Origin of the sequence: Tenacibaculum sp. 190130A14a, assembly GCF_964048965.1 — a bacterium.
Classification (GTDB): domain Bacteria; phylum Bacteroidota; class Bacteroidia; order Flavobacteriales; family Flavobacteriaceae; genus Polaribacter; species Polaribacter polynesiense.
On record NZ_OZ040189.1, the window covers coordinates 1,126,890 to 1,139,859 of the forward strand.

Consider the following 12,970-nt stretch of genomic DNA (forward strand, 5'->3'; position numbering starts at 1 on the left):
GTTAGTTAAGTTTTTACTAAACATTAAAGAATTATGGCAAAGTCTAAAGTAACAAAGAAACGTAAAGTTATAATAGAATCAGTAGGTGAAGCGCACATTACTGCATCATTTAACAATATTATTATCTCTTTAACGAATAAAAACGGAGACGTTATTTCTTGGTCATCTGCAGGTAAGATGGGCTTCAGAGGTTCTAAAAAGAATACTCCTTATGCAGCTCAATTAGCAGCAGAAGATTGTGCATCAACGGCAAAGGAAGCTGGTTTACGTAAAGTTAAAGTTTATGTAAAGGGACCAGGTAATGGTAGAGAATCTGCTATTCGTTCAATCCACAATTCAGGAATAGAAGTAACAGAAATCATTGATGTTACTCCAATTCCTCACAACGGATGTCGTCCTCCTAAGAGAAGAAGAGTATAATTTTATACAAATTATTAAGTTGATTCCTAAAGAAATTTTCTTTAGGAATTTGACTTAAATTACAATTAAATATTTTAACAAAGTAGAAAAAAGATTATCGAAGGAGTACGCCTTAATTCATAATCTCTACTTAAATTAATTTTAGAAATGGCAAGATATACAGGACCAAAAACTAAGATTGCTCGTAAATTTGGTGAAGCAATTTTCGGAGATGATAAGAACTTTGAAAAAAGAAATTATCCTCCAGGGCAACACGGTGTTGCAAAGAGAAGAGGTAAGAAATCTGAATATGCTATCCAGTTAATGGAGAAGCAAAAAGCAAAGTATACATATGGTATATTAGAGCGTCAATTCAGTAACTTATTCAAAAAAGCATCAGCTTCTAAAGGGATTACTGGTGAGGTTTTATTACAATTATGTGAATCTCGTTTAGATAACGTTGTTTATCGTTTAGGAGTAGCTACTTCTCGTAGAGCTGCACGTCAATTAGTTTCTCACCGTCACATTACTGTGAATGGTGATATCGTTAACATTCCTTCTTACAGATTAAAAGCTGGAGATGTTGTAGCGGTAAGAGAAAAGTCTAAATCATTACAAGCAATTGAAAGCGCTTTAGCTGCGAATTCAAGTGTTTACGAATGGTTATCTTGGAATGCTGATCAAAAATCAGGAACTTTTGTTAAAGTACCAGAAAGATTACAAATTCCAGAGAATATCAAAGAACAATTAATCGTAGAATTATATTCTAAGTAATAAATTAACCATATTGGTATTTAGCCAAAGGGTTTATTCGTATTTCTTCAAACTTATAAACCGCGCAACTAAATAACAATTAAAACGAAGAACAAAAACTATGGCAATTTTAAATTTTCAAAAGCCTGATAAAGTAATAATGATTGAATCAACTGATTTTTCAGGAAGATTCGAATTCAGACCGTTAGAACCTGGTTTTGGTTTAACTGTTGGTAATGCTTTAAGAAGAGTATTATTATCTTCATTAGAAGGGTTTGCAATTACATCATTACGAATTGATGGAGTAGATCACGAATTCTCTGCTATTCAAGGTGTGGTAGAAGATGTTACAGAAATCATCTTAAACTTAAAACAAGTTCGTTTTAAGAAGCAAATTGAAGAGTCGGATAGAGAAACTGTATCGATTGCAATTTCAGGTCAAGAGCAATTAACAGCTGGAGATTTACAAAAGTTTATCTCAGGTTTTCAAGTATTAAATCCAGACTTAGTTATCTGTAATATGGATACGTCTGTGAATTTAAATGCAGAAATCACTATCGAAAAGGGTAGAGGTTTTGTTCCAGCAGAAGAAAATAAAAGAGCAGGAGCTCCTTTAGGTACAATTTTCACAGATTCAATTTACACTCCGATAAAGAATGTAAAGTATGCTATTGAAAACTTCCGTGTAGAACAAAAAACAGACTACGAAAAGTTAGTTTTTGATATTGATACAGACGGTTCAATCAATCCTAAGGATGCATTAACTGAGGCTGCAAAAATCTTGATTCACCACTTTATGTTATTCTCAGATGAGAGAATTACATTAGAGGCAGACGAGATTGCTCAAACTGAAACATATGATGAGGAATCATTACACATGCGTCAGTTATTAAAGACTCGTTTAATTGATATGGATTTATCAGTTAGAGCCTTAAACTGTTTAAAAGCTGCTGAAGTAGATACTTTAGGAGACTTAGTATCATTCAACAAGAGTGATTTAATGAAGTTCAGAAACTTTGGTAAAAAATCATTAACTGAATTAGAAGAGTTAGTGAACAACAAAGGTTTAAATTTCGGAATGGATTTAAGCAAATACAAATTAGATAGAGATTAATTAAAATTAGATTAACCCTTCCATAATTTGCTCCTCGAAATGAGTAGTAGCAAGATGGGAGCTAAAACAAACGGTCATGAGACACGGAAAAAAGTTTAATCATTTAGGAAGAAAGTCAGCTCACAGAAAAGCAATGTTATCTAATATGGCTTGTTCTTTAATCGAACACAAGCGTATTAACACAACAGAAGCTAAAGCGAAAGCTTTACGTAAGTTTGTTGAGCCTTTAATTACTAAATCAAAGGATGATACTACTCACAATCGTCGTGTAGTATTTAGTTACTTACGTAACAAGTTTGCTGTTACTGAATTATTCAAGGATGTATCAGTAAAAGTTGGTGATAGACCAGGAGGATATACTCGTATTATCAAATTAGGAAATCGTCAAGGAGATAACGCTCCTATGGCAATGATTGAATTAGTTGATTATAACGAACTATATAATCCAAAAGGAGAGAAGGCTAAGAAAACTACACGTCGTAGTCGTCGTGGAGGTAAGAAAGCTACTGCACCAGCAGCTGATGTTCAAACTTCACAAGAAGAAGAATAGAATGAAGATTCTTTCAAATCATATCAAAAGGGACAAACATTTAATGTTTGTCCCTTTTTTTATATAATTTTGCAATCAAATTTATACAACACACTAAATGAAATATCAAGAGCGTAAAAAGGCATTAGTTTTATTAGCAGATGGAACTATTTTTTATGGAAAGTCAGTAGGTATAGAAGGAACTTCCACTGGTGAAATTTGTTTTAATACTGGAATGACAGGCTACCAAGAAGTCTTTACAGACCCATCTTACTTCGGTCAATTAATGGTTACTACCAATGCTCATATTGGTAATTACGGAGTTAATAGCGAAGAGGTAGAATCTGAGGGAATTAAAATTTCAGGTTTAATCTGTCGTAACTTTAGTTTCACACATTCGCGTGTAGATTCTAATGGAAATTTATTAGATTGGTTTAAAGAGCATAACTTAGTTGCGATTTCTGATGTTGATACACGTGCATTAGTATCTTACATAAGAGATAATGGAGCTATGAATGCTATAATTTCAACAGAAGTTGATAAGATAGATGAGCTTAAAAAGCAGCTGGCAGAAATTCCAAATATGGAAGGTTTAGAACTGGCTTCAAAAGTATCAACTAAAGAACCTTATTTTATTGGTGATGAAAATGCTCCGATTAAAATCTCTGCATTAGATATAGGAATTAAAAAGAATATTCTAAGAAACTTGGCAAAGAGAGGAGCTTATATTAAAGTATACCCATATAACGCAAGTTTTGAAGATATGAGTAACTTTAATCCTGATGGTTATTTTATTTCTAATGGACCTGGAGATCCAGAGCCATTAGTAGATGCTCAAAATACAGCAAAACAAATTATTGAGAAAGATTTACCATTATTTGGGATTTGTTTAGGGCACCAAGTAATTGCTTTGGCCAATGGAATTTCTACTTATAAAATGCATAACGGACATAGAGGTATTAATCATCCTGTTAAGAACTTACTTACAGGAAAAGGTGAAATAACTTCTCAAAATCATGGATTTGCAATTAATAGAGAAGAAACAGAAGCACATCCAGACGTAGAAATTACACATGTACACTTAAATGACCATACGGTTGCTGGTATTCAAATGAAATCAAAAAATGTATTTTCAGTGCAATACCACCCAGAGGCAAGTCCAGGACCTCACGACGCAGAGTATTTATTCGATCAATTTATTGAGAATATTAAAAAAGCAAAAGTAGAGGCGTAAACGTTTTCGTAATTAATCATGGATTCATGATTAAAAAAGAAGACAAATAAGTAAATTAGCAAAGAAAATAATTCAAATCCCGTGAATGTATATTCACGGGTTTCTATATTAAAAATAAACAACTATGAGTATTATAATCAACATTCACGCACGTCAAATTTTTGATTCTAGAGGAAATCCTACAGTAGAGGTAGATGTAACTACAGAAAATGGAGTAGTCGGTAGAGCGGCAGTTCCTTCTGGAGCTTCTACAGGAGAGCATGAAGCGGTAGAATTGCGTGATGGAGGAGATACATATATGGGTAAAGGAGTATTAAAAGCAGTAGAAAACGTTAATACTCTTATTGCTGAGGAGTTACTAGGAGTATCTGTTTTTAAGCAAAACATGATTGATCAAATGATGATTGATTTAGACGGAACTCCAAATAAATCTAAATTAGGAGCGAATGCTATTTTAGGAGTTTCTTTAGCTGCTGCAAAAGCTGCTGCTAATGAGTTAGGATTACCATTATATCGTTATGTAGGCGGAGTTTCGGCTAATACATTACCGGTTCCTATGATGAATATCATTAATGGAGGATCACATTCAGATGCACCAATTGCATTTCAAGAATTTATGGTAATGCCAGTAAAAGCAAAGAATTTTACAGAAGCAATGCAAATAGGTTCTGAAATTTTCCACAACTTAAAAAAGGTTTTACACGATAGAAATTTATCTACCGCTGTAGGAGATGAAGGAGGATTTGCTCCAACATTAGAAGGAACTGAAGATGCTATTGAAACAATTGCATTAGCAACTAAAAATGCTGGATATAAATTCGGAGAAGAAGTAATGATCGCATTAGATTGTGCTGCTGCTGAATTCTTTGTAGATGGAAAGTATGACTATACTAAGTTTGAAGGAGCTAAAGGAGCAGTAAGAACTTCTGAAGAGCAAGCATCTTATTTAGCGGAATTATCTGAAAAGTATCCAATTATCTCTATTGAAGATGGAATGGATGAGAATGATTGGGACGGATGGAAAATGTTAACGGATAAAGTTGGAGACAAAGTTCAATTAGTTGGAGATGATTTATTTGTAACCAATGTAGAGCGTTTATCTAGAGGAATTGAAAACGGAATTGCAAATTCAATTTTGATTAAAGTAAACCAAATTGGAACTTTAACAGAAACCATTGCCGCTGTAAACATGGCACATAATGCAGGATACACTTCTGTAATGAGTCACCGTTCAGGAGAAACAGAAGATAATACCATTGCAGATTTAGCTGTAGCGTTAAATTGTGGTCAAATTAAAACAGGATCTGCATCTCGTTCAGATCGTATGGCAAAATACAACCAATTATTACGTATTGAAGAACAATTGGCTGATGTGGCATATTATCCGCAAGAAAATGCTTTTAAAGTAAAGTAAATCAAATAGATATATTTATTTAAAAAACTCGTTAATTTGATTAACGGGTTTTTTGTTTTTTAAGAGTTTGATAGATTGATAAACCTTATTTTCAGATATTAAAAATCTATGGTTCTCAATTTTTAAAATATTTTAAAAAATGGTATCTTCGCAACTCACTTCAATAAATAAAAATTTTAATAAAAAAATGTCAGATATAGCAAAATTACAAATTGGCGAAAAGAGCTATGAGTTTCCACTTATAGAAGGAACAGAGAATGAGGTAGCAATTGATATTAAAACTTTAAGAGGAGCTACTGGTGGGGTTGTAACTATAGACCCTGGATATAAGAATACAGGTTCTTGCCAAAGTGCTATTACATTTTTGAATGGAGAAGAGGGAGTATTAAGATATAGAGGTTATTCTATTGAGGAATTAGCTGAAAAAGCAGATTTTTTAGAAGTAGCTTACTTATTAATTTTTGGAGAGTTGCCAACAAAAGAACAGTTAGATAAATTTTACAGTGATATTTTAGATCAAGCAATAGTAGATGATGATATTAAAAAGATCATAGACGCATTTCCAAAGAATGCACACCCAATGGGAGTGTTATCTTCATTAACATCTGCTTTAACTGCATTTAACCCAACTTCTGTTAATGTTGATTCTGAAGAAGACATGTATAATGCAATCGTAAAGATTATGGGTAAATTACCTGTACTAGTTGCTTGGACTATGCGTAAGAAGCAAGGATTACCATTACATTATGGTTCTCGTAAATTAGGATATGTAGAGAATGTTTTAACAATGATGTTCCAAAAACCTAATGATGAGTATGAATTAAATCCGATTTTAATTAATGCTTTAGATAAGTTATTAATCTTACATGCAGATCACGAACAAAACTGTTCTACATCTACAGTACGTATCGTAGGATCATCTCATGCTGGATTATTTGCTTCATTATCTGCTGGGATCTCTGCATTATGGGGACCTTTACACGGTGGGGCTAACCAAGCAGTATTAGAAATGCTTGAAGCGATTAAAGAAGATGGTGGAGACACTAAGAAATACATGGCGAAAGCGAAAGATAAATCTGATCCTTTCCGTTTAATGGGATTCGGACACAGAGTATATAAGAATTTCGATCCACGTGCAAAGATTATTAAAGTAGCTGCAGATGAAGTATTAGCTGACTTAGGAGTGCAAGATCCAGTATTAGATATTGCTAAAGGATTAGAGCAAGAAGCTTTAAGCGATCAGTATTTTGTAGATCGTAAATTATATCCAAATGTAGATTTCTACTCTGGAATTATATACAGAGCTATGGGGATTCCTGTAGAAATGTTTACAGTAATGTTTGCTTTAGGTCGTTTACCAGGATGGATTGCTCAATGGAGAGAAATGCGTTTACGCAAAGAACCAATTGGACGTCCACGTCAAATCTATACTGGTGAAAATTACAGACCATTTGTAAAGTTAGAAGATAGATAAAAAATTAGAAATGTCATTTAAAAGCTTTTAAATGACATTTTTTATTGAACTTATTTTCAATGAAAGAAATAAAACTTATAAAAAACAGATCAGATATTGGAGCTGGAACTCGTGGTTCTGATATGGGAGTAGACGCAATTGAAATTGCGGCAATCAATAAGAAGAACGATTATTTTAATCGTTACGAATTTGAAGATGTAATTACCGAGAACGAATCTATTTACAATAAGGTAAATAATTCATTTGGAAAGCAGATTGAAAGCGTATTTAATCAATGTAAACGGTTAAGTAACCATGTAAAAGTTAATTTGCAAGAAGGTAAATTTCCATTGGTTTTATCTGGAGACCATTCATCCGCGTTAGGAACAATAAGTGGAATTAAAGCTGCTTATCCTAACAAAAGATTAGGGGTTGTTTGGATTGATGCTCATGGAGATTTACATACACCGTATACTTCACCTTCTGGAAATATCCATGGAATGCCCTTAGGTGCAGCAATCAATGATGATAACTTAGATTGTCAAATCAATGATATCGATCGTGAGACTGCTGAGTACTGGGACCGAATGAAAAACATTGGTGTTTTAGGTCAAAAAGTAATGCCAGAAGATATTGTTTTCTTTGGAGTTAGAGATACGGAAGAACCAGAAGACAAACAGATCGAAAAGTATGGTATCAAAAATTACATGGTTGCAGAAGTACGTTATAGAGGTTTAGAAACTTGTGTTAATGAAACATTGGAGAGTTTAAAAGATTGTGATGTTATTTATGTTTCCTTTGATGTAGACGCTATGGATTGTGATATGATTTCTTACGGAACAGGAACACCTGTGCCAAAAGGATTTGATCAGTATGAAATTATTGAAATCATTAATCAATTACTAAAAAGTAAAAAAGTAGCTTGTGTTGAATTTGTAGAGGTGAATCCTTTATTAGATTTAAAAGGAAATAAAATGGCAGAAACTGCCTTTGATGTACTTCAGGAAGTTACAAAAACAATAGAAAAGATATAAGTATTATTAAGTATACTAAAAGAAAACCACGAGTAACACTCGTGGTTTTTTTGTTTTAATTGTTTGATAAATATTGAATATGCGTAGCTTTTATTTTAAAGTTACTGAAAAAGCCTTCAACAGTTAATTCTCCTTCTTTAAGTCCTGGATTTAAAGTAATACTTACTTCTGCACTAATTGGTTTTGGAGGGTTAGGAACAATTGAAATAGTACCTTTAGATGCTGCATTAATGGTTGTATAACCAGTGCTTGGGTTGAAATGAGATGGACCATTAAAGTTTAGCAGTGTAGTAGATCCCATTACCCATAACGTTGAAATTTTAATTTCTCCAATAGCATTGTCTTCAGATAAAGTTAATTTTAATGTTCCAAACGGACCATTGATTGAGTCGGGGTTTTGAAATGCATATTCAGCGATAATTTGTATCGCCCCAGAACTTAATTGCTCTAATTCTTTGTTAGAATTTACTAAAGTTTTTTGTACTGTAGTTTCCATATGATAAGTTTAAAGTTGTTGGTTAATTGAAGTAAAGTTCTTTAATTAAAGGAATCCTTTTTTGTTGAAGGTTATAAAAGCACTAAAACAGAGTATAACAGCATTTAGATTGATCAAGAGTAGTTTTTTCTTTTAAAACAGAAATAAACATTTATATTTGTCTTGTAAACTTTAGGAGTAGCTAGTTCGCTAGTTTGAGAAATATCCTTAGAACCTGATATGGTTAACACCAGCGTAGGGAAAAGTTGTGATACTGCATGCTAGTATATAAAAGGTTGTACACCTGTTATACTTCTTCTTTAGTTTACTTTAAAGTATTTATACAATGATTATAAAAGTAAACGAAACTCCTAGAGAAATTTCAAATACAATGTCTTTACAAGAGTTAATAGACGAATTACAAATTTCAGTAAATGGAATTGCTATTGCTATTAATAATAATGTGATTAAAAAGGAAAATTGGCAATTACATTCGCTTAAAGAAAATGATAATATATTGATTATTAGATCTACTCAAGGAGGATAATTCATAAAGTATAATAGAAGAAAGCATAAACTAACAACCTTAACAATGAAGAAAAAAGATACCGCACCAAAGCAAGATGGTGTAACTAGAAAACCATTTCCAAATTCGAAAAAAATCTACGTTTCAGGAAAAATACACTCACAAATTCAAGTAGCAATGAGAGAAATTGAATTGAATGATACTGTGGATGCAATGACTAAAAAAAGAACTCCCAATGAACCAGTAACAGTATATGATACTTCTGGACCTTATACTGACCCTAATAAAGAAATTAATATTCATAACGGACTAGATCGTATTCGTGAAGAATGGATCAATGAAAGAGGAGATGTAGAAGCATTAGAAAACTTTACTTCAAAATATTGTAATGAACGTTTAAACGATGAAAGTTTAGATCATCTACGTTTTAATCTAAAACATAAACCGAAAAGAGCTAAAGAAGGAAATAATGTTACTCAATTGCACTATGCAAAAAAGGGGATTATAACTCCTGAAATGGAATATGTAGCTATTCGAGAGAATCAACGAATAGATGAAATGACTCGACTATCTAAGCAACATCCTGGGCAAGATTTTGGAGCAAATATTCCTGAAAAAATCACTCCAGAATTTGTTAGAGAAGAAGTAGCAAGAGGTAGAGCTGTAATTCCATCAAATATAAATCACCCAGAAGCAGAACCAATGATTTTGGGAAGAAACTTTTTAGTGAAAATCAATGCAAATATTGGTAACTCGGCAACAACTTCTTCTATTGAAGAGGAAGTGGAAAAAGCAGTTTGGGCTTGTCGTTGGGGAGCTGATAATATTATGGATTTATCAACTGGAAAGAATATTCATGAAACAAGAGAATGGATTATTCGTAATTCACCAGTACCAGTAGGAACAGTACCAATTTATCAAGCACTAGAAAAAGTTAACGGAGTTGCAGAAGATTTAACATGGGAGATTTTCAGAGATACATTAATAGAACAAGCAGAACAAGGGGTAGATTATTTTACCATTCATGCAGGAGTTCGATTAGCGTATGTACCAATGACAGCAAAACGTATAACAGGCATTGTATCGCGTGGAGGATCTATTATGGCTAAATGGTGTTTAGCACATCATAAAGAAAGTTTCTTATATACCCATTTTGAAGAGATTTGTGATATAATGAAAGCTTATGATGTAGCTTTCTCATTAGGAGACGGATTGCGTCCGGGATGTATAGCAGATGCTAATGATGAGGCACAATTTGCTGAATTAGAAACCTTAGGAGAATTAACAAAAATAGCTTGGAAACATGAAGTACAATGTTTTATTGAAGGACCAGGACACGTTCCTATGCATATGATTAAAGCCAATATGGATAAACAATTGGAAGCTTGTGGTGAAGCTCCATTTTATACATTAGGACCGTTAACTACTGATATTGCTCCAGGGTATGACCATATTACTTCAGGAATTGGAGCTGCTATGATTGGATGGTACGGGACAGCAATGTTGTGCTATGTGACTCCTAAAGAGCACTTAGGGCTACCAAACAAAGATGATGTACGAACTGGAGTAGTTACCTATAAATTAGCAGCGCATGCAGCAGATTTAGCAAAAGGACATCCTGGAGCACAACATAGAGATGATGCTTTAAGTAAAGCTCGTTTTGAATTCCGCTGGGAAGATCAATTTAATTTAAGTTTAGATCCAGAATTAGCACGAGAATACCATGATGAAACCCTTCCAGCTGAAGGAGCTAAAATTGCGCATTTCTGTTCTATGTGTGGACCAAAATTCTGTTCTATGAAGATAACTCAAGAAGTAAGAGATTATGCAGCTAAGAAAGAACTAGAATCTGAATTGGCACTAGAGGAAGGAATGAAGGAAAAATCTGAGGAATTTAAAAATAAAGGATCAGAAGTATACTTATAGAAAAAAAGTAAGCGTTTATAATTATGAGTTACGAATTAAAATTTTGACCTTTTAAGAGTGTAACTCATAATTAAAAACAAATTGTATGATTGTATTAATAGCACCAGAAAAAGATATAGAAAATGAAGTAGAAATTCTACATCGTTTGTTCGATGCAGGATTACAGTTTTATCATTTTAGAAAGCCTTATAAAAACTATGAAGAGCATGTAAGATATCTGAATCTGATTGATCAAAAGTATCACTCAAGAATTGTAGTTCATTATTTTCATGAGTTGTTGGAAGACTATAAATTAAAAGGAATCCATTTACAAGAACAGCCTAGAATTGATTTAAAGGAAAGACTAATATCTTATGTGAATAGTTATAAAGAAAAAGGATGTACTGTAAGTAGTTCTTTTCATGAACCTGAAGTTTTGGATGCTTGTGAGGTGAAATTTGATTATAATTTGTTAAGTCCAGTGTTTTCATCCATATCAAAAAAAGGATATGAAGGAAAAGGGTTTGATGTAAGACATATCAATAAAACCGTTGTAGGAATGGGAGGTGTAAATTCAAAAACCATTGGGAAAATCAAATTACTAGGTTATAAAGGAGTTGGTGTATTAGGAGGTGTTTGGAATTCAGAAAACCCAATAGAAAGTTTCAAAGCTATACAGCGACAATATGAAATAGAAAAATCAACTAAAAATTGAAACAATTGAGTGATAAGAATTACATATTGTCTATTGCAGGATTTGATCCTTCAAGTGGAGCAGGTATTACTTCAGATATTAAAACATTTGAAGCGCATAATTTATATGGATTATCTATTTGTACTGCTATTACGGTTCAGAATGATATAACTTTTAAGAAATGCTACTGGGTAGAAAAGGAGATTATTATTAGTCAAATAGAAACGTTGTTTGAACGCTTTGATATTAAAGTGGCTAAAATTGGAATTATTGAATCTTGGGAAGTTTTATTGGAGGTAGTGCAGACGTTGAAAATTTTTAATTCAGACATAAAGATAATACTAGATCCAATTTTGAAAGCAAGTGCAGGGTTTGATTTTCATGCGAATAGCGATTTAGAAGTATTTGAGAGAGTATTACAAAATTGTGATTTTGTAACACCTAATTATGAAGAGATAAAATCATTATTCCCTAATAAATCAACGGAGGAAACGATAGAATTCCTTTCTGAAAAAACAAACGTTTATTTAAAGGGAGGACATAGAGAAGATAAAAAAGGATGGGATGAAGTATATCACAATAAAATAGTGAAATTGAATATACCTCCTATTGCAGATGCTATTTTTGAAAAGCACGGTAGTGGTTGTGTACTTTCATCGGCATTCGCAGCTAATTTATACAAAGAAGCATCCATTGAAGATGCCGCTAAAAATGCAAAGGCTTACACGGAAGAATTTTTAAACTCTAACCCAAGTTTGTTGGGAAATCATCAATATTATGATAAGTAAATTACAGTATATTTCTCAAGGAAATACTATAGAAGAACACCTAGAACATATTCAGAGAGCATGTTCATATGGAGTAGAGTGGGTACAACTACGAATAAAGAATATAGATGAAAAAAGTATTCTTGAAACGGCTAAAGAAGCAAGAGCTATCACAAGTCATTTTCAAACAAGATTAATTATCAATGATTTTTATAAAGTAGCAAAGGAAGTACAAGCAGATGGAGTTCATTTAGGTAAAACAGATACTTGTCCTGAAAAAGCAAGAAGATATTTAGGTGATTTTTATACTATTGGAGGAACTGCAAACACATTAGAAGATTGTAAAAAACTGGTAGATAAAAAAGTAGATTATATTGGTCTAGGCCCTTTTCGTTTTACAGAAACTAAGAAAAATTTAAGCCCAGTATTAGGCCTTAAAGGTTATGAACTTATTATAGATGAACTCAAAAAAGATATTCCCATTATTGCTATTGGAGGAATAACGATAAATGATGTGACTTCTTTATTAGCAACAGGAATTCATGGCATAGCAGTTTCAGGAGAAATAACACAAAATTTTGGACTAATCCCTTCATTTCATAAGTTACTTCATACAGGTAGTTCGCAAGAGCAGGTATATCGGTTTAATTAATTAAACCTTAAAAAAGAAAAC

14 protein-coding genes and 1 riboswitch are annotated in these 12,970 nt (G+C 32.8%); of the genes, 13 read left to right on the forward strand and 1 reads right to left on the reverse strand.

The window, feature by feature from the left end; all coding sequences use genetic code 11:
* Positions 1-33 precede the first annotated feature (33 nt).
* The 8 genes from rpsK to rocF all read left to right on the forward strand — a co-directional run bounded on the left by rpsK (position 34) and on the right by rocF (position 7,930).
* Positions 34-420 (forward strand): 30S ribosomal protein S11, encoded by a 387-nt coding sequence (gene rpsK, locus ABNT22_RS05420; RefSeq protein ID WP_299103721.1) that lies wholly within the window; start codon positions 34-36, stop codon positions 418-420.
* 147 nt (positions 421-567) lie between these two features.
* Complete coding sequence (rpsD, locus tag ABNT22_RS05425) at positions 568-1,173, forward strand: 30S ribosomal protein S4 (protein ID WP_348714855.1); 606 nt, start codon at positions 568-570, stop codon at positions 1,171-1,173.
* A gap of 100 nt (positions 1,174-1,273) precedes the next feature.
* Positions 1,274-2,266: a DNA-directed RNA polymerase subunit alpha gene (locus ABNT22_RS05430; protein WP_348714858.1), complete on the forward strand. Its 993-nt coding sequence runs from the start codon at positions 1,274-1,276 to the stop codon at positions 2,264-2,266.
* 76 nt (positions 2,267-2,342) lie between these two features.
* Positions 2,343-2,816, forward strand: coding sequence for a 50S ribosomal protein L17 (gene rplQ / locus ABNT22_RS05435; RefSeq protein ID WP_348714860.1), 474 nt, complete (start codon positions 2,343-2,345; stop codon positions 2,814-2,816).
* A gap of 97 nt (positions 2,817-2,913) precedes the next feature.
* Positions 2,914-4,029, forward strand: a complete 1,116-nt coding sequence (carA, locus tag ABNT22_RS05440; protein ID WP_348714862.1) for a glutamine-hydrolyzing carbamoyl-phosphate synthase small subunit — start codon at positions 2,914-2,916, stop codon at positions 4,027-4,029.
* Positions 4,030-4,153: 124 nt separating this feature from the next.
* Positions 4,154-5,443: a phosphopyruvate hydratase gene (gene eno, locus ABNT22_RS05445; RefSeq protein ID WP_348714863.1), complete on the forward strand. Its 1,290-nt coding sequence runs from the start codon at positions 4,154-4,156 to the stop codon at positions 5,441-5,443.
* Between the two features lie 187 nt (positions 5,444-5,630).
* Positions 5,631-6,917 (forward strand): citrate synthase, encoded by a 1,287-nt coding sequence (locus ABNT22_RS05450; RefSeq protein WP_348714864.1) that lies wholly within the window; start codon positions 5,631-5,633, stop codon positions 6,915-6,917.
* Between the two features lie 59 nt (positions 6,918-6,976).
* The gene (gene rocF, locus ABNT22_RS05455) at positions 6,977-7,930 is read left to right on the forward strand and encodes an arginase (RefSeq protein ID WP_348714867.1); all 954 of its coding nucleotides are present in this window, start codon (positions 6,977-6,979) and stop codon (positions 7,928-7,930) included.
* A gap of 55 nt (positions 7,931-7,985) precedes the next feature.
* Here rocF and ABNT22_RS05460 read toward each other — a convergent pair whose 3' ends face one another.
* Positions 7,986-8,426, reverse strand: a complete 441-nt coding sequence (locus ABNT22_RS05460) for a hypothetical protein (RefSeq protein ID WP_348714870.1) — start codon at positions 8,424-8,426, stop codon at positions 7,986-7,988.
* Between the two features lie 163 nt (positions 8,427-8,589).
* A riboswitch (TPP riboswitch) is annotated at positions 8,590-8,684 on the forward strand.
* Between the two features lie 67 nt (positions 8,685-8,751).
* Here ABNT22_RS05460 and thiS point away from each other — a divergent pair.
* From thiS to thiE, 5 genes are all read left to right on the forward strand, one after another.
* Positions 8,752-8,952, forward strand: coding sequence for a sulfur carrier protein ThiS (gene thiS, locus ABNT22_RS05465; RefSeq protein ID WP_348714872.1), 201 nt, complete (start codon positions 8,752-8,754; stop codon positions 8,950-8,952).
* A 45-nt stretch (positions 8,953-8,997) separates the two neighbouring features.
* On the forward strand, positions 8,998-10,857 hold the full coding sequence (gene thiC / locus ABNT22_RS05470) for a phosphomethylpyrimidine synthase ThiC (RefSeq protein ID WP_348714874.1): 1,860 nt from the start codon (positions 8,998-9,000) through the stop codon (positions 10,855-10,857).
* An 85-nt stretch (positions 10,858-10,942) separates the two neighbouring features.
* Positions 10,943-11,551 carry a thiamine phosphate synthase gene (locus ABNT22_RS05475; RefSeq protein ID WP_348714876.1) on the forward strand — a complete coding sequence of 203 codons (609 nt, stop codon included), beginning with the start codon at positions 10,943-10,945 and terminating at the stop codon, positions 11,549-11,551.
* Positions 11,552-11,556: 5 nt separating this feature from the next.
* A complete protein-coding gene (locus ABNT22_RS05480) occupies positions 11,557-12,318 on the forward strand; it encodes a hydroxymethylpyrimidine/phosphomethylpyrimidine kinase (RefSeq protein ID WP_348714879.1) in 762 nt (253 codons plus the stop codon).
* Positions 12,308-12,949 (forward strand): thiamine phosphate synthase, encoded by a 642-nt coding sequence (thiE, locus tag ABNT22_RS05485; protein ID WP_348714881.1) that lies wholly within the window; start codon positions 12,308-12,310, stop codon positions 12,947-12,949. Before ABNT22_RS05480 ends, thiE begins: the two co-directional genes overlap by 11 nt.
* Positions 12,950-12,970 lie beyond the last annotated feature (21 nt).